Genomic DNA, 17,281 nt, shown 5'->3' with positions numbered 1-17,281 from the left:
CGCCGAAGACGGCTCCGTGGCGGGACGACGCCGAGGCCCGCCCGTCCCTAATCTCGCTGGCATGAGCGATGCAACGATCGAAGTCCAGGACCTGCGCAAGCGGTTCGGGCGGACCGTCGCGGTCGACGGACTCACCTTCACCGTCCAGCCGGGACAGGTCACCGGTTTCGTGGGTCCGAACGGGGCGGGCAAGTCCACCACCATGCGGGCCGTGCTCGGCCTGGACACTCCCGACGAGGGGCGCGCGCTCATCGGCGGCCGTCCCTACCACGCCCTGCGCTCACCGCTGTTGGAGGTCGGCGCGCTGCTCGACGCCGCCGCCCTGCACCCGAGCCGGCGCGGTCGCGACCATCTGCGCTGGCTGGCGCACTCGCACGGGCTGTCCCTGCGCCGGGTCGACGAGGTCCTCGAGCAGGTGGGAATGGACCAGGCCGCCCGCCGCCGCGCGGGGGGCTACTCACTCGGAATGCGGCAACGCCTCGGCATAGCAGCCGCGTTGCTCGGAGACCCTCCGGTGCTCCTGCTCGACGAACCGGTCAACGGCCTGGATCCCGAGGGCATCCAGTGGATCCGCGGCCTGCTGCGCCGGCTGGCCGGGGAGGGCCGCGCTGTCCTGGTCTCCAGCCACCTCATGAGCGAGCTGGAGGACACCGCGCACCACCTGCTGGTCGTCGGCCGCGGCCGCCTCATCGCCGACACCTCCGTCGCCACCCTGCTGGCCGCCGCGTCCGGCGACCGCGTGGCCCTGCGCACGGGCGCCCGAACGGAGGCGATGGAGCTGCTCACCCGGGAGGGCGGCACGGTCGCGGTCACCGGCGCCGACACCCTCACGGTCACCGATCTGCCCGCGGAGCGGATCGTCGCGCTGCTCGCCGCGGCCGGCGTCCCCTTCGCCGAAGTGGGCGCGCACCGGGCATCGCTGGAGGAGGCGTACATGGAGCTCACTCGGGACGCGGCGGAGTTCACGTCGGCTCCGGATCCGGCGGACGGCGAGGTGACCCGATGACCTCGACCGTCACTCCCTACCGCTCCCCGCTCAAGCCCGCCCGCGAGGGATTCGGGCGCCTGTTGCGTGCGGAATGGAGCAAGTTCTGGACGGTACGCGTGTGGGTGCTGGCGCTCGTCGTGGCGGCCGCGGTCACGGTCGCCATCTCCCAGCTGGCCGCGAGCGGCTCCGTCGACGGTTCCAACGAGCACCCGGTCACCGTCGGGCCCGACGGCACCCGTGTCAACGACACCTTCCACTACGTCCACCAGTCCCTCCCGGCGGACGGCAGCGTGACGGTCCGTGTGTCCGACCTGAAGGGCGGCGCCGGCAGGAACGCGGAGCCGTGGGCGAAGGCCGGCGTGCTGGTCAAGGCGAGCACGAAGGCCGGCAGCGCGTACGCGGCCCTGATGGTCACCCCCGACCACGGCGTCCGTCTCCAGTGGAACTTCACGCACGACAAGGCGGGCAGTGCGGCCTCCGGCACGGCCCCGCACTGGCTGCGCATGACCCGCTCGGGCACCCGCCTGACCGGCTACGAGTCCTCCGACGGCGCCCGCTGGACGAAGGTCGGCTCGGTCACCCTGCCGGAGCTGCCGAGGACGGCCCAGGCGGGCCTGTTCGTCGCCTCACCGCTGCACAGCAATCTGCGCCGCTCGTTCGGCGGCACGTCGGAGAGGGCGGGTGGCACGACCGCCGGGGCGACCTTCGACCACCTGGCCCTGAGCGGCGCCACCGCGACCGGCTCGGCCGCCTGGACGAGCACGGACGTGGGTGCCCCCGATCCGAACGACCCGAACACCCCGCAATCCGGCCCTGCCCGCGTGGAGCCGGGCACCACCTCCGTCTCCGCGACCGGCGTCTACACCCTCACCGGCCAGGGCGACATCGCCCCCGACGAGACCGGCGGCGACATCGTCCAGATGAGCTTCCAGGGCGTCTTCGTGGCCGTCCTCTTCATGGTGGCCCTGGGAGCCCTGTTCATCACCACCGAGTACAAGCGCGGCATGATCCGCACGACGTTCACGGCGACCCCGCGCCGGGCGCGGGTCCTTGCCGCGAAGGCGCTGGTGATCGGAGGTGTCACCTTCGCCGTCAGCCTGCCTGCCACGGCGATCACCTTCCCTCTGGCCCAACACACGATGCGCTCCCACGGCTTCGCGCCCCCCGCCTACCCCGAGCTGTCACTCTTCGACTCACCCGCCCTGCGGGCGGTGGTGGGCAGCGCGGCACTGCTGTCCCTGGTGGCGGTCCTCGCCCTCGCCCTGGGCGCGATACTCCGTAACAGCGCGGGCGCGATCACGGTCGTCGTGGTCCTCATGATCCTCCCGCAGATTCTCGCCTTCGCCCTCCCGCTCCCGATCGCGCACGGGTTGCTGAGCGCGACCCCGGCGGCGGCCTTCGCGATCCAGCAGGGCGTGACGTACTACCCCCAGGTGCAGCACAACTGCCTCCCGGAGGGCGGCTGTTATCCCATGTCCCCGTGGAACGGCTTCGCGGTCCTGTGCGCGTACGTGGCGGTGGCACTCGCTCTCGCGGCCTGGCGCCTGCGCAGGAGGGACGTATGAGGCGCGCACGACCGGCATCCCCCGCACTCCGCACACTCCCGGCACCCTCCGCACCCCCGGCACAGTCCACCCGTCTTACCCACCCCGCACTCCGCGCACTCCACGCCGAGTGGACCAAACTCCTTACGCTGCCCAGCAGTTGGCTGCTGCTGGCCGCGACGGTGGCCCTGACCTTCGGCGTGGGTACGGTCGCGGTGTCCTCGGTCAGCACCCGGGAGTGCGTGAGCGCCGCGGCCTGCCACGAGGACACGGTGAAGCTGGCCCTGACGGGTGTCTGGCTGGGCCAGGCGACCGTACTCGTCCTGGGCGCCCTGTCGATGGGGGCGGAGTACGGCACGGGCACGGTACGGACGACGCTGACGGCGATCCCGCGTCGGGCGACGGTCCTGGCGTCGAAGGCGGCGGTGCTGGCCGCGGCGACGGGCATCGCGGCCGGCACGGCGATCCTCGCCTCCCTCGCCACGGCCCGCTGGATCCTCCCGGGCAACGGCTTCACCCCCGAGGCGGGCTACCCCCTCGTCTCCCTCACCGACACCCCCACCCTCCGCGCCGCCCTCGGCTCCACCCTCTGTCTGATCCTCATAGCGTTCCTGGGCCTGGGGCTGGCGGTGCTGCTCCGCGACAGCGCGGCGGCGATCACCACGGGCCTGGGGATCCTCTACGTGGTCCCGCTCATGTCCGGCCTCCTGGGCTCACCCACCTGGAAGGATCGCCTGGAACGCTGGGCGCCCATACCGGCGGGCCTCGCCATCCGTGCGACGAAGGACCTCACCCGCCTGCCGATCGGCCCCTGGCCGGGGCTTGGGGTTCTGGCGGCGTACGCGCTGGGGGTGCTGCTGCTGGGCGGCGCGATGTTCACACGCCGGGACGCGTAGCCGGGAAATCCGTGGCCCGGAGGGCGCCTTCGCGAGGATGCCGCCGAGCTCGTCGTCATCGAAGGCCGGCCCGGTCATCGACCCGGTCCTGACCTGTTCGGCGTAGTCGGCGGCGCCCCTGTCGTACGACGCCCGGACGGCGGCGGGGCGGGCGGGATCAGTCACCCGGGTGACTGCGGGGGAGAGCCCGCGACCTCCGTAACCACCAGGGCGTATGCGGGCGGTGACGTCATCCCACGCGCGTGGCCCAGTGGTACCTCGGTACTACGGGCCTCACCTCATTGAGCTCCCGGGTACCACGGATCCCGGTCCGCGGGCCCCTAGACGAGTCATTCCGATGTGGTCAGTGGTCATAAGCGATCAAGGATCGTATGACGGGCTGGCCGGTCTTGTGGTTGTGCCAGATCGCGGCGGCCATCGCGAGGATGCGTTGGGCGACGCGGACGGCGACACCTTCGAAGGTCCGTCCACCGTGCCGTTCCAGGTCGAGCTGGCCTTTGAGGGTGTCGTTGACCGACTCGATCAGCTGTCGCACCGACTTCAGGAGGCTCTCGCCCCTGCGCTTCTTCTCGCGCTTGAAAGAAGGACGCAGCAACTCCGCGCCCCGGAAGGCCAGATCGGCCTCGAACTCCTTGGAGGCGAAGCCTTTGTCTGCGATCACCAGCAGGCTCGGCCGGTCCGTGGACAGGTGCGGTTCGCGGTCCAGCATCGCCGACAGCACCTCCCGCTCATCCAGTTTCGGGTTCGCCAGTGCCCACAGGATGGGCATCCCGGTCGGGGTGCATACCAGGAACAGGCGCAGGCCCCAGAAGAACCGGGAGTGCGAGGCGCAGTACCCGTATCCGGCCCAGCCGGCCATGTCCGACCGCTTCACCGTCGGACGCGAGCGGCCGCACTCCACCGGTGTGGAGTCGATGATCCAGTGGTTGTCGAACCAGAAGTCCGTATCGACGGCCAGCAGTCGTATTGCCCTCTTGACCAGTGGCAACGCTGCCCGCAGCCGCTTGTTCCAGCCCGGCTGCCTGGGCACGTACGGGAACATCGCTCCCAGTCGGGAGTCCACGAACCGCAGCCAGCGCGACTCCGAGGTGAAGCCCAGCAGCGCCTGGGCGACGGCAAGGGTGACCAGCTCAGAATCCGTCAGCTGCGGCGGTCGGCCAAGCCATCGGCTACCTCCGATCTCGTCGTCGATCTTCACGTACAGTGCGGTCAGCAGGGCGTCTAGGTTGTTCGTCACACAACGAATCTTGGACGCCCTGTCTGCGTTCCCAGACACACCGTCAGCATTCGGAATGACTCGTCTAGCGTGGCCAATGAGCAGTCATGCGGGGTCAGGCCCCCCGAGCGTGAGGGAAGATCGATGATCGAGGCACATCAGCTGACGAAGCGGTACGGGGAGAAGACGGCGGTCGACCGGCTCGACTTCGTCGTCAGGCCCGGCACGGTCACCGGCTTCCTGGGCCCGAACGGCGCGGGCAAGTCCACCACCATGCGCATGATCGTCGGACTGGACGCGCCGTCCGGCGGCAGCGTGACGGTCAACGGCAAGCACTACGCCGAGCACACCGCGCCGCTGCAGGAGGTCGGTGCGCTGCTGGAGGCCAAGTCGATCCACCCGGGCCGTTCGGCGTTCGACCACCTGATGGCGCAGGCCTACACCCATGGCATTCCGCGCCGCCGGGTGGAGGAGGTCATCGAGCTGACCGGTCTGCAGTCCGTGGCCAAGAAGCGCGCGGGCGCCTTCTCCCTCGGCATGGGCCAGCGGCTGGGCATAGCAGCGGCACTCCTCGGCGACCCGGCCACCGTCATGCTCGACGAGCCCGTCAACGGACTGGACCCCGAGGGCGTGCTGTGGATCCGCAACCTGCTGACCGGACTCGCGGCGGACGGCCGTACGGTCTTCGTCTCCTCACACCTGATGAGTGAGATGGCGCTCGTCGCCGACCACCTGATCGTCGTCGGCCGCGGCCGCCTGCTCGCCGACACCACCGTGCGGGAGCTGGTCCAGCAGGCCGGCGGTGACACCGTGACCGTGGCCTCGGACCGGTCGGCCCGCCTGCGCGAGGTCCTGGCCGGCCCCGGCGTCGAGATCACCGGCGAGGTGGGATCCGAGGAGCTGCACGTGACGGGCCTGTCCGCGCGGGCCATCGGCCTGAAGGCCGCCGAGCACGGCATCCCCCTGTTCGAGCTCAGCTCCCGGACCGTCTCGCTCGAACAGGCCTTCATGGAACTGACCCGCGACGCCGTCGAGTACCACGCCACCGCCACCGTCGAGACCCCTGGGAGGGCGGCATGAGCACCATCACCGTCACCGACAGCTCCGCGCCCGCACCGGTGCGGGTGGCACGTCCGGCGTACAAGGTCACCGGCCGACGCGTGCTGCGCTCCGAGTGGGCCAAGCTGTGGTCCCTGCGCTCCACCTGGATCACCCTCGGCCTGGGCCTGCTCTTCCTGGTCGCGTTCGGTGTGATCGCCGCCGCGCACTACAAGTCCCAGATCAACTCCGGTCAGCGGCTGCGCCCGGACGACGCCTCGGCCACCGCGCTCAGCCTCTCCGTGTTCGGCACGCACTTCGCCCAGCTGGCGCTCGGCGTCCTGGGGGTGCTGGTCACCGCCGGCGAGTACTCCACCGGCATGATCCGCTCCACGCTGGCTGCCGTCCCGCGCCGCCTGCCGGTGCTGTGGTCCAAGGCGGCGGTGTTCGGCCTGGTCGCCCTCGTCGTCTCCACCGTCGGCGTCTTCGTCGCGTTCCTGATCACCAGCGGGATAGTCTCCGGCACCCCCGCGGCCCTTACGCTCTCCCACTCCGGTGTGGTGCGCGGGCTCCTGGGTGCGGGCCTCTACCTCGGCCTGGTCGGCGTGATCGGCGCCGCCCTGGGAGCCCTCTTGCGCTCGGTCGCCGGCGGCATATCGGTTCTGGTCGCCACGCTGATGCTGATCCCCGGCCTGATCTCGCTGCTGCCCACGTCGTGGCAGGACAACATCAGCCCGTACCTGCCCAGCAACGCGGGCGAGTCGATGTTCGCGCTCACCCACGACTCGACCACCCTCGCGCCCACCGCCGGGCTCCTGGTCTTCCTCGGCTGGACCGTGCTCGCCCTGGTGGGCGCCGCCTACCGCCTCGTACGCACCGACGCCTGACGCCTGACGCCTGATCCTGACGCCCGACCTCCTGGCCGGCGCGGCACCCCGACCGGGTCACCGGACCCGGTGCCGCGCCGGCCGGCCGTTTCCCGAGCCGCGACGGACGTGCGGAGGGACGCGGACGGAGAGACGGAGAGGCGGACGGAGAGGCACACAATGGACAGGTGACACCCATGAACGCGGACCAGTGACCCCCATGAGCATCGACGGCACCTCCCCCACAGGGGCACCCTCCGACCTGCCCTTCGCGGAGGCGGAGCTCCCGTGGAACCACCCCCTGGCCCGTGGGCTGTCCCGGCTCGGCCGACGGCTCAAGCAGGGCGACCGGAACCGTCCGTGGATCCTGGACACGGGCGTGATCGTGGTCGTGGCGCTGATGTTCTGCGTGCCGGACCTGGTGCACGACGGCGACGGCCGACGACGGGCGTTCGACACCCAGGTCACCCACCTGCCCTGGCCGGTGACCGTCGCGCTGCAGGCCGGACTGGTCCTGCCCCTGCTGTGGCGGCGCCGGAGGCCGTCACTCGCCTTCGCCGTGATCGCCGCGGTGCTCCTCGTCCAGGTGGCTCTGGGAGTCTGGCTGCGCGCCGATGTCGCCCTGCTGATCGCCCTCTACAGCCTGGTGCTGCACGGACAGCTCCGGCGGCTGCCCATGGCCTGCGCCGTCACCGCGGCCGCCCTGGGGCTGGTCGCCCTGCGGCTGCCGTCCGCGGTGTCCGTCCTGGACGCGCTGTTCTTCCTGTTCAGCACCATCACGGCGGCGGTCGCGCTAGGTCTGGCGGTACGGATCCGACGCGCCCAGCTCGCCGTCCTGCGCGACCGCGCGACCCGCCTGGAGATCGAACGCGACCAGCGCAGCAAGCTGGCCGCCGCCGCCGAACGCACCCGGGTGGCCCGCGAGATGCACGACATCGTCGGTCACAACCTCTCCGTCATCATCACTCTCGCCGACGGAGGCGCGTACGCGACCGACCTCGCCCCGGAACGTGGCAAGCAGGCCCTGCTGCTCATCGGTGACACCGGGCGCCAGGCGCTGGGCGAACTGCGCCGTATGCTCGGCGTGCTGCGCGAGCAGACCCAGACCCCCGCCGCGCCCCAGCTCAGCCCCCAGCCGGGCATGGCCGACATCGACGCCCTGTGCGCCCGGATCCGCGCCGCCGGTCCCCAGGTCGCCTACCGCACGGGCGGCGAACTGGACACCCTGGACCGCGGTGTCCAGCTGACGGTGTACCGCATAGTGCAGGAAGCCCTCACCAACGCCCTCAAGCACGCGGGCCACGAGACCCGCGTCGAGCTCGCCGTGAGCGTCAGGGACACGCGGCTGCACATCGACGTCCACGACACCGGACGGGGCGGCGGTACCGTCCGTCCCGGGCCGTCCCAAGAGGAAGGACACGGACTCGCCGGTATGAGAGAACGCGCAGCCCTCTACAACGGGACCGTCGCCGCGGGGCCCGCCCCCGGCGGAGGATGGACGGTGCGGGCCACCCTCGACCTCACGCCCCTGGCCGAGACCGACGTCATCCCACCGGCCGCCACGGGCGGTGCGGTGTGACCACCGTGCTCATCGTGGACGACCAGCCACTGCAACGCCTGGGTTTCCGGATGCTCCTGGAGAGCACCCCCGACACCGAAGTCGTCGGCGAGGCGGCGCACGGCGCGGACGCCGTGCGCAGGGCCGCCGAACTGCGCCCGGACGTGATCCTCATGGACGTACGGATGCCCGGCATGGACGGCATCGAGGCCACCCGTCGCGTGGTCGCCTCCGGGGACCGCTCCCGTGTCCTCATCCTGACCACGTTCGACCTGGACGAATACGCCCACGCGGCGCTGCGCGCGGGAGCCAGCGGCTTCCTTCTCAAGGACGCCCACCCCGAGGAACTGCTGGCCGGCATCCGCGCGGTCGCGGCGGGCGACGCGGTGATCGCCCCCGCGCTGACCCGCCGCCTCCTCGACGCCTACGCCAAACACCTGCCCCGGGACTCGTCGAGTCAGTCGGGTCAAAGGACGGCGGGCGACCCCCGGGTGCGCGCCCTCACCGAACGGGAGTACGAGATCTTCGTCGCCATAGGCCAGGGCTGGAGCAACAGTGAGATCGCAGAGCGCCTGGTCGTCGCGGAATCCACCGTGAAGACGCATGTCGGCCGGGTCCTGGCGAAGGTGGGAGCCCGCGACCGCGTCCAGGCGGTCATCCTCGCCTACGACCTCGGCCTCGTCCATCCGAATCCACCCGACTAGAACCTGTGCGGCCGGAGCCGCGGGGCGGCGTACGCGGGCATGCCCGAGCGCCCGCCCTCCCGCTACGGGGGAGTCAGAGGGCGGGCGCGCTCAGGGCACACTGGCGTCAGTCGACGGCTCAGGCGTTCTTGATCGCCGAGATGTCGAAGGTCAGCTTGATCTTGTCGGAGACGAGGACACCACCGGTCTCCAGGGCAGCGTTCCAGGTGAGGCCCCACTCGGAGCGCAGGATCTCCGCCTTGCCCTCGAAGCCGACGCGCTCGTTGCCGAAGGGGTCCTTCGCGGAGCCGTTGAACTCCAGGTCGATGGAGAGCGGCTTGGTGACGCCGAGGATCGACAGGTCGCCGGTGATCCGGTAGTCGTCGCCGCCCAGGGCCTCCGCCTTGGTGGAGCGGAAGGTCATCGTCGGGAACTCGTCGGTCTTGAAGAAGTCGGAGCTCTTCAGGTGGCCGTCGCGGTCCGCGGAACCCGTCTCGATGCTGTCCATCGTGACGTCGATCGTGGCGGTGGACTTGGACGGGTCCGTGCCGTCCAGGTGCAGGGTGCCCTCGAAGTCCTTGAAGTAGCCCTTGACGTTCGTCACCATGGCGTGACGGGCGACGAAGCCGATCTCCGAGTGGGACGGGTCGATGGTGTACTCGCCGGTGAGCGCCGCGAGCTCGGGGCTCACAGCGGCGGCGTCGGTCGTCGCGGCGGCGGGGGTGTCGGTGGATTTGCGGCCGAAGATGCCCATGACGTGCTCCTAGGGGGACGGGACGCGGTTTCGTCGGGAAGGCGGAAGCCGCGGCAGAGAGGTTGTTGAAGATTCAACGAGGTCAACAAGAGAGACACTAGACCTATTCCGTTCAACTTTCAACATCATCCGTCATGTGTGTACGACGTTACGTCGCGGTTCACCCACATGCTTCCCGTCCGTCACTCACCGCTCTCGCGCGGTGGCCGCATCTCCCGCGGTGCCGGGACGAAGCCGAGTGGTGCCCCCAACCTGGACGCTGGACGGAGATGGGGCCGCCGGTCGGTGTGCGCCGAACGGGTCTCGCTCAAGGCTCCGTGTCACTCTAGGGATGGCATGGGCTCCTCACGAATGTGAGCCGACTCTCAGCCCGTCGCTTTGTGCGACCTCTACAAGCCATATGCCCTCTGAGCAGTCAGATCGCCTGCATGCCGTCACGGTTCTGTTCAGGGGTACCAGGAAAACGGGCCGGAGACTGTACGGAGTCGACGGCCCGCTTTTCTTGTTCGACTTCGTATGGTCGCTACATGACCGTTTTGGATGAGGCCGCACCCTCAGGCGAACCCACGGACGCACGCGGGCGCGTGGCCGAACTGCACGCGATCCGCGGGGCGGCGCTGCGAGGACCCAGCGAGAAGGCGACCGAGGCGCAGCACGCCAAGGGCAAGCTGACCGCCCGGGAGCGCATCGAGCTGCTGCTGGACGACGGCAGTTTCCAGGAGGTCGAGCAGCTGCGCCGGCACCGGGCGACCGGGTTCGGCCTGGAGGCCAAGAAGCCGTACACCGACGGTGTCATCACCGGCTGGGGCACGGTGGAGGGCCGTACGGTCTTCGTCTACGCGCACGACTTCCGTATCTTCGGCGGCGCGCTGGGCGAGGCCCACGCCACGAAGATTCACAAGATCATGGACATGGCCATCGCGGCCGGGGCGCCGCTGGTGTCCCTCAACGACGGTGCGGGCGCCCGGATCCAGGAGGGCGTCTCCGCCCTCGCCGGATACGGCGGCATCTTCCAGCGCAACACCAAGGCGTCCGGTGTCATCCCGCAGATCTCGGTGATGCTCGGCCCGTGCGCGGGCGGCGCCGCCTACAGCCCCGCGCTGACGGACTTCGTGTTCATGGTCCGTGAGACCTCGCAGATGTTCATCACCGGTCCCGACGTCGTCAAGGCGGTCACCGGCGAGGAGATCACCCAGAACGGGCTCGGCGGCGCCGACGTCCACGCGGAGACCTCCGGTGTCTGTCACTTCGCGTACGACGACGAGGAGACCTGCATCGCGGAGGTCCGCTACCTCCTGTCGATGCTCCCGCAGAACAACCGCGAGAACCCCCCGCACGCGGCCTCGCAGGACCCCACGGACCGCCGTTCGGACGTCCTCCTGGACCTGGTTCCGGCGGACGGCAACCGGCCGTACGACATGACGAAGGTCATCGAGGAGCTCGTCGACGACGGCGACTACCTGGAGGTCCACGAGCGCTGGGCCCGCAACATCATCTGCGCGCTGGCCCGTATGGACGGTCAGGTGGTGGGCATCGTCGCCAACCAGCCGCAGTCCCTCGCGGGTGTGCTGGACATCGAGGCCTCCGAAAAAGCTGCGCGCTTTGTCCAGATGTGTGACGCTTTTAATATTCCGATCATCACCCTCCTGGACGTTCCCGGATTCCTGCCCGGGGTTGACCAGGAGCACGGCGGGATCATCCGGCACGGCGCCAAGCTGCTGTACGCGTACTGCAACGCGACGGTGCCGCGGATCTCGCTCATCCTGCGCAAGGCGTACGGAGGTGCCTACATCGTCATGGACAGCCAGTCCATCGGGGCCGACCTCACCTACGCCTGGCCCACCAACGAGATCGCCGTGATGGGTGCGGAAGGTGCGGCCAACGTCATCTTCCGCCGGCAGATCGCCGAGGCCGCCGACCCCGAGGCCATGCGCGTACGCATGGTCAAGGAGTACAAGGCCGAACTCATGCACCCCTACTACGCGGCCGAGCGAGGCCTGGTCGACGACGTCATCGACCCGGCGGAGACCCGCGAGGTGCTGATCCGCTCCCTGGCCATGCTGCACTCCAAGCACGCGGACCTGCCCTCCCGCAAGCACGGCAACCCCCCGCAGTAACCCTGCGGATCCTCCGCGGTACCGCCGCGGAAACCTCTCTCACGGAGACTGAAACCTATGGACACCCCTGACATCCGCGTCGAGAAGGGCCACGCCGAGCCCGAAGAGGTCGCCGCCATCACGGCCATCCTCCTGGCCCGCGCCGCCGCCCAGCCGGACACCACCCCGACCCACCGTGGCCGTGCGAAGGCCGGCTGGCGCCGCCTGGAGCGCGAGCCCGGCTTCCGCGCCCCGCACAGCTGGCACGGCTAGCCTCCGGCACCTCAGCAACAGGGAAGGGCCCGCTCTGTGAAGAGCGGGCCCTTCCCTTTGTCCCTTGGTCCCAGAGCGGAAGAAGGGGCCCTCTCCACCGAGTGGAGAGGGCCCCTTCTTGCCTGCTGCTTCCTTGCTGCTTCGCCGCGCGGAGGCGCTACCGCAGACGCGCCATCAGGGCGTGCTCGACGAGCGTGATGAGGGTCGACTTGGCGTCGGCGCGGTGCCGGGCGTCCGTCGTGATGATCGGCGCGTCAGGGCCGATCTGAAGGGCTTCCCGGACCTCGTCCGGGTTGTACGGCTGGCTGCCGTCGAAGCCGTTGAGGGCGATGACGAACGGCAGGCCGCTGTTCTCGAAGTAGTCGACCGCGGGGAAGCAGTCGGCCAGGCGGCGCGTGTCGACCAGTACGACCGCGCCGATGGCGCCGCGCACCAAGTCGTCCCACATGAACCAGAAGCGGTCCTGGCCGGGGGTGCCGAACAGGTACAGGATCAGGTCCTGGTCCAGGGTGATGCGGCCGAAGTCCATGGCGACGGTGGTCGTCGTCTTGTCTCCGGTGTGTGTGAGGTCGTCGATGCCCGCGGAAGCGGACGTCATGACGGCCTCGGTGCGCAGCGGGTTGATCTCCGAGACGGCGCCGACGAACGTGGTCTTGCCCACGCCGAAGCCGCCCGCCACCACGATCTTCGCGGACGTGGTGGAGCGGGAAGGCCCTCCGCTAGAGCTTGCGAAGTCCACTGAGCACCCTTTCGAGCAAAGTCACGTTTGGCTGGCCACCGGCGCTCTCGTCGCCGCCGGGCTGATGGATGGCGACCAGGCCCGCCTCCGCCAAGTCGGCGACGAGAATCCTGGCCACACCGAGAGGGATCGTCAGCAGCGCCGAGATTTCGGCCACCGACTTGATCTCCCGGCAGAGGTTGCAGATCCGCTGATGTTCGGGCAACTGGCCCTGCATCTGGTGCGGTTGTGCGGTGGTGTGCACCAGGGCCTCGATGGCGAGCTGGTAGCGGGGCCTGGTGCGGCCGCCCGTCATCGCGTACGGACGCACCAGAGGGTTGTTCGACGACCCCGCGGGCGCCGCCTCGGGGGTGCGTCGCTGCGGCTGCACAGGCTGGATGCGCGGCGCCGGCGGCTGGTCGTACGGCGAGGGACCGGGGCCCTGCGGTGTGTACGGCTGCTGACGCCGGTGGCTTGGCGCGGAGGGGAAGTTGTATCGGTTCGGGTTCTGTGAACCGTCACCCTGGCCCTGCCCCTGGCCGGGGCCGTACGACCAGTTGCCCGAAGACGAACCGCCTGGGGGTGTTGCCACTTTCTCCTCCTCCGACTGTACCGGGCGCCCATCACTGTGGGTCCGCGTCCCGAAACCTTACGGCCCCGGGACGCCAATCCGCACGGTCTGCCTGTTAGTTGAGAAGGCTCCCTTGGAGCTCCGCTCGAAGATCCGGGGTCAGAACCGTACCCGCACGGTCCACCAGAAGGGCCATCTCGTACCCGATGAGACCGATGTCCGCTTCGGGATGTGCAAGGACCGCGAGCGACGAACCATCGGAAATGGACATGATGAAGAGGAATCCTCGCTCCATCTCCACAACTGTCTGGTTCACGCTGCCGCCCTCGAAGATGCGGGAGGCGCCCGCGGTCAGCGAGGTCAGCCCGGACGCGACGGCCGCGAGCTGGTCGGCGCGGTCACGGGGAAAGCCTTCGGACATCGCCAGAAGGAGTCCGTCGGCGGAGACCACCACCGTGTGCGACACCCCGGGGGTGCTGTCCACGAAGCTGGTGATCACCCAGTTGAGGTTCTGCGCCGCCTGGCTCATCGGGCTCACACTAACGCTCCTGGTTGTAGGTGCTGTCAGGACCGAAGCCCTGGCCGTTCGTGTCACTACCTGCATTGCGTCCCTGCTGGACGCCGCGGCGCAGGTTGCTCAGCCTGCCCCGGATGTCCTCGGGAGCTCGGGAGACCTGGGGGCCGCCCTGTGGGGTCGTTTCCGCGGTTCCCTCGACCAGATTGGCCTTGGGCACCCGCCGGGGAAGACCGGACGAGGTGACCCCGCCCGCCTTGGGCTTCTTGAGCTGCTCGGCGCGCTGCCAGCGGTCGTCGTTGGACGTACGCCAGTCGCCGTCGCCGTCGCCATTGCTCGCGGTGGCCGCGGGCGGTGCCTGGATCCCCCGGGTGCCATGGTCCACGGGCCGCTGGCCGTTGGTGCCGCTCGCGGTGGATCCGCGGCGCGGCAACCCGGCGTCGGTCAGCTCATGGGCGGCGGAGGGGGTCGGTCCCGGACGGCTGAAGCCTACGCGGTCCTGCTCACTCACGTCAGCGGCCTGCGAAGATTCCGCCTCGGACGGGTAGCCGTTCCGGTACGAGTCCTGCTGCGGCCAGTCGTCCTGGGACGGCGCGTCGAAGGCCGAGAAGGTGTCCGAAGCGGAACTCCGGGCTCCCGTGTGCTCCTCCTGGACCGGCTCCGCGTACGCGGGTTCCGGGTAGCCGCCGTTCGACGGGAAGTACGTCTCGTCGTACGTCCCCTGCCGCGGTTCCTCGTACGCCGTCTGCTGGTCGTACGAGGCCTGCTGCTCCTCGTAGACACCCTGGCCGTTGTCGTACCCGGGCTGCGCGTTGCCGAACGAGGGCTGAGCGTCGTCGTACGCGGGCTGTGGGGCCTCGAAGTCGTCCTGGTACCTCGGCGCCTCGATGGCCTCCGGCTGGCCCTGTGCCTGGGCCTCCAGGGCCGCACGGCGCTCATCACGCATCAGGGAGCGGCCGACGGGGTCGAGCTCACGGATGTCGTCGGGGACCTCCGTGTAGCGGCTGTCGTCGAAGCCGAGTTCGGCGGCGGTGCGTATCGGCTGCTGGGCCTGGAAGGCCTGCTCCGGCTGGAAGCCCTGCTGCTCCGGGATGATCTGCGAGACGGTGAACTCGTCGCGCTGGAGGTGCTGTTCGCCGCCGCCACCACCGTGGGTGATCGCGTCGGGGAGCATGACGAGCGAGGTCGTACCGGCCTGCTCGCCGGAGGGGCGCAGCTGGACGCGGATGCCGTGCCGGTCGGACAGCCGGCCGACCACGAACAGGCCCATGCGCTGCGAGATCGCGGCGTCCACGGTCGGCGGGTTGGCCAGCTTGTGGTTGATGTCCGCGAAGTCCTCGGCGGTGAGGCCGATGCCCTTGTCGTGGATCTCGACCATGATGCGGCCGTCGGGCAGCCGGGTCGCGGTGACGCGGACCTTGGTCTGCGGGGAGGAGAACGTGGTGGCGTTCTCCAGGAGCTCGGCGAGCAGGTGCACGAGGTCGGTCACGGCGCGGCCGTGGATCTCGGCCTCCGGGACGCCGGAGAGCTCGATGCGCTCGTACTGCTCCACCTCGGAGGAGGCGGCGCGCAGCACGTCCACGAGGGGCACGGGCTGGTCCCAGCGGCGGCCGGGCTCCTCGCCCGCGAGGACGAGGAGGTTCTCGCCGTTGCGGCGCATACGGGTCGCGAGGTGGTCCAGGCGGAAGAGGTTCTCCAGCTGGTCCGGGTCGGCCTCGTTGTTCTCCAGGTCGGTGATCAGGGTCAGCTGGCCCTCGATCAGGGACTGGTTGCGTCGCGAGAGGTTGGTGAAGATCGCGTTGATGTTGCCTCGCAGGAGGGCCTGCTCGGCGGCGAGCCGTACGGCCTCGCGGTGGACCTGGTCGAAGGCGCGGGCGACCTCGCCGATCTCGTCCGTGGTGGTGATCGGGATGGGCGTGACACGGGTGTCGACGCGGCCCGGATCGGTGCGCGAGAGCTGGTCGACCAGCATCGGCAGACGCTGCTCGGCGACCCCGAAGGCCGCGTTGCGCAGCTGGCGCATCGCGCGGCTCATCTGGCGGGCCATGAGTCCGGCCAGGATGAAGGCGGCGAGCAGGGAGATCACGACGATGGCGCCGTTGATGTAGGCCCGGCGCTGGGCGTCGGAGGCGATGCTTCCGGCGTCGTTCACGGCCCGGTCGATCAGCTCGTTCTCGACCTGGCTGTAGCCCTGGAACTTGAGGGTGGCGGCAGCCATCCACGTCTTGGAGGTGATGCCCTGCGCGGCGAGCTGGGTGGGCGTGGCACCGCTGGCGATCGCCTGGATCATCGCGTCCATGGTGGGCGGCGCCACGAAGGTCCCGCCCGCGGCCTCGGTCTCGCTCTTGGCCGCGGCCAGCTGGCTCTTGCCCTCGGCGGTCTTCTGCTCCATGACCGCCTTGAGCCGGGCGGCGTCCGCCTCGGTACCACCTGAGACGTACTCCTGAAGGGCGATGCCCTCCAGGTACGCGTACGAGGTGAAGGAGGTGAGCTGCAGAGCGTGGTTCTTCGTGTCGGTGCTGGGCTTGACCAGCAGGTGGGTGCCGATCGAGCGCTGCAACGACTCGGCGCCCTTGGCCAGCGCGATGGCGTACACCGAACGGCCGTAGCTCGTGATGTTGCCCGTGCCGAGGCCGAGTTCGTTCGAGAACTCCATCAGCAGGTGCTCGACGGTGACGTAGCCCTCTTCGGTCTGCACCGGGTCCTTGGACTTGGTGAAGGCCGCCTTGCGGATCTGGTCCAGCTGGGGCTCGGCCTTCACCACCAGGCTCAGCCGGCGCTCAAGACCCTGCTTGGCCGGCATGCCGACGACTTCCTTGTGGAAGGCGTCGGCCATCTGGTCGGTGGTCGCGCGGACCTTTTTGACCGTGGCGTTGTTCCGGTCGTTCTTGAGCAGTGGCTCGGCGGACACGTCGCGCTCGTTGAGCAGAGCTTCGGCGTAGTCGCTGGCGGCCGCCACGATCTTCGCGACCTTCTCGGCGTCGCGCGCCTCCTGCCAGGTGTCGATCGAGTTCTTCACCTGGAAGCCGCCCATGATGAGGCCGACGATCACAGGTATGAGCAGAATCGCGTTCAGCCTGGTGGGTACGCGCCAGTTACGGGGGGACAGACGACCGCCGCTCGGCGCGGGCGCCGGCGTGGGCTCCGGGACGGGCACCTGCGCGGGCGCCGCTCCGCGCGGCGGCGGGGTGAAGTTGCCCCGTGCCGACGGCTCGGGACCGTTCTTGCTTCGCCTCACTCGACCAACAACCTCTCGGCGTCGGCACCTACGTTGTGCCGCGGTGTCTCCAGCGCCCTTGACTACTGGGCAGTTCAGCGCATTCCAGCACGTCAGGCAGCGCCCTTCCAAACACTCGGAACCGATCGTTCCGGGTGACGTATCCCCCAGATAAAACGGTCATAAAGAGCGAGCCCCGTCAAAAGACGGGGCTTTTGTGAGCGCAGCGACACTGAACGACAGCGATGCGTGTCGGTGCTCGCGGAATTCCATGTCGAAACGTTATGAACACTGTGGCCGACCGTGTCAAACGACACAGCCGGCTCCAATGTCCCTACGACAACTGTCT

General features: G+C 69.6%; 15 protein-coding genes. 9 read left to right on the top strand and 6 right to left on the bottom strand.

What is annotated here, in order from left to right; genetic code table 11:
- The first annotated feature begins 61 nt into the window (after positions 1-61).
- The 3 genes from OG568_RS17495 to OG568_RS17485 are packed head-to-tail and all read left to right on the top strand — an operon-like array spanning position 62 to position 3,428.
- Positions 62-1,006: an ABC transporter ATP-binding protein gene (locus OG568_RS17495; RefSeq protein WP_266586069.1), complete on the top strand. Its 945-nt coding sequence runs from the start codon at positions 62-64 to the stop codon at positions 1,004-1,006.
- Positions 1,003-2,553, top strand: a complete 1,551-nt coding sequence (locus tag OG568_RS17490) for an ABC transporter permease subunit (RefSeq protein ID WP_329532256.1) — start codon at positions 1,003-1,005, stop codon at positions 2,551-2,553. The genes OG568_RS17495 and OG568_RS17490 overlap by 4 nt, the downstream gene beginning before the upstream one ends.
- Positions 2,550-3,428 carry an ABC transporter permease gene (locus OG568_RS17485; protein WP_329532255.1) on the top strand — a complete coding sequence of 293 codons (879 nt, stop codon included), beginning with the start codon at positions 2,550-2,552 and terminating at the stop codon, positions 3,426-3,428. Before OG568_RS17490 ends, OG568_RS17485 begins: the two co-directional genes overlap by 4 nt.
- Positions 3,429-3,771: 343 nt before the next feature.
- Here OG568_RS17485 and OG568_RS17480 read toward each other — a convergent pair whose 3' ends face one another.
- Positions 3,772-4,665 carry an IS982 family transposase gene (locus OG568_RS17480; RefSeq protein ID WP_329530528.1) on the bottom strand — a complete coding sequence of 298 codons (894 nt, stop codon included), beginning with the start codon at positions 4,663-4,665 and terminating at the stop codon, positions 3,772-3,774.
- Between the two features lie 123 nt (positions 4,666-4,788).
- Between OG568_RS17480 and OG568_RS17475 the strand changes: the two genes are divergently transcribed.
- The 4 genes from OG568_RS17475 (at position 4,789) to OG568_RS17460 (ending at position 8,810) form a co-directional block, all read left to right on the top strand.
- Entirely contained in the window at positions 4,789-5,724 is a 936-nt protein-coding gene (locus tag OG568_RS17475) for an ABC transporter ATP-binding protein (protein WP_266431020.1), read from the top strand.
- Positions 5,721-6,569, top strand: a complete 849-nt coding sequence (locus OG568_RS17470) for an ABC transporter permease (protein WP_329532254.1) — start codon at positions 5,721-5,723, stop codon at positions 6,567-6,569. Before OG568_RS17475 ends, OG568_RS17470 begins: the two co-directional genes overlap by 4 nt.
- A gap of 199 nt (positions 6,570-6,768) precedes the next feature.
- Complete coding sequence (locus OG568_RS17465) at positions 6,769-8,127, top strand: sensor histidine kinase (protein WP_329532253.1); 1,359 nt, start codon at positions 6,769-6,771, stop codon at positions 8,125-8,127.
- Positions 8,124-8,810, top strand: a complete 687-nt coding sequence (locus tag OG568_RS17460) for a response regulator (protein ID WP_266586081.1) — start codon at positions 8,124-8,126, stop codon at positions 8,808-8,810. Before OG568_RS17465 ends, OG568_RS17460 begins: the two co-directional genes overlap by 4 nt.
- Before the next feature lie 118 nt (positions 8,811-8,928).
- Here the strand turns inward: OG568_RS17460 and OG568_RS17455 are convergent, their stop codons facing one another.
- Positions 8,929-9,543 carry a YceI family protein gene (locus tag OG568_RS17455; protein ID WP_329532252.1) on the bottom strand — a complete coding sequence of 205 codons (615 nt, stop codon included), beginning with the start codon at positions 9,541-9,543 and terminating at the stop codon, positions 8,929-8,931.
- Between the two features lie 527 nt (positions 9,544-10,070).
- On the opposite strand from OG568_RS17455, the gene OG568_RS17450 reads away from it, so the two are divergent.
- A complete protein-coding gene (locus tag OG568_RS17450) occupies positions 10,071-11,660 on the top strand; it encodes an acyl-CoA carboxylase subunit beta (RefSeq protein WP_266431010.1) in 1,590 nt (529 codons plus the stop codon).
- Between the two features lie 57 nt (positions 11,661-11,717).
- Positions 11,718-11,912 carry an acyl-CoA carboxylase subunit epsilon gene (locus OG568_RS17445; RefSeq protein WP_067370986.1) on the top strand — a complete coding sequence of 65 codons (195 nt, stop codon included), beginning with the start codon at positions 11,718-11,720 and terminating at the stop codon, positions 11,910-11,912.
- Between the two features lie 157 nt (positions 11,913-12,069).
- Here the strand turns inward: OG568_RS17445 and OG568_RS17440 are convergent, their stop codons facing one another.
- From OG568_RS17440 to OG568_RS17425, 4 genes are all read right to left on the bottom strand, one after another.
- Positions 12,070-12,651 carry a GTP-binding protein gene (locus tag OG568_RS17440; protein ID WP_266431006.1) on the bottom strand — a complete coding sequence of 194 codons (582 nt, stop codon included), beginning with the start codon at positions 12,649-12,651 and terminating at the stop codon, positions 12,070-12,072.
- Complete coding sequence (locus OG568_RS17435) at positions 12,632-13,222, bottom strand: DUF742 domain-containing protein (protein WP_266431004.1); 591 nt, start codon at positions 13,220-13,222, stop codon at positions 12,632-12,634. The genes OG568_RS17440 and OG568_RS17435 overlap by 20 nt, the downstream gene beginning before the upstream one ends.
- 94 nt (positions 13,223-13,316) lie before the next feature.
- The gene (locus OG568_RS17430) at positions 13,317-13,730 is read right to left on the bottom strand and encodes a roadblock/LC7 domain-containing protein (protein WP_266431900.1); all 414 of its coding nucleotides are present in this window, start codon (positions 13,728-13,730) and stop codon (positions 13,317-13,319) included.
- Positions 13,731-13,740: 10 nt separating this feature from the next.
- A complete protein-coding gene (locus OG568_RS17425; protein ID WP_329532251.1) occupies positions 13,741-16,953 on the bottom strand; it encodes a sensor histidine kinase in 3,213 nt (1,070 codons plus the stop codon).
- Between the last annotated feature and the right edge of the window lie 328 nt (positions 16,954-17,281).

The organism is Streptomyces sp. NBC_01450, from assembly GCF_036227505.1.
Taxonomy (GTDB): Bacteria; Actinomycetota; Actinomycetes; order Streptomycetales; family Streptomycetaceae; genus Streptomyces.
The sequence above is the reverse complement of the archived record's forward strand: the minus strand, read 5'-3'. Positions and strand labels throughout refer to the sequence as shown.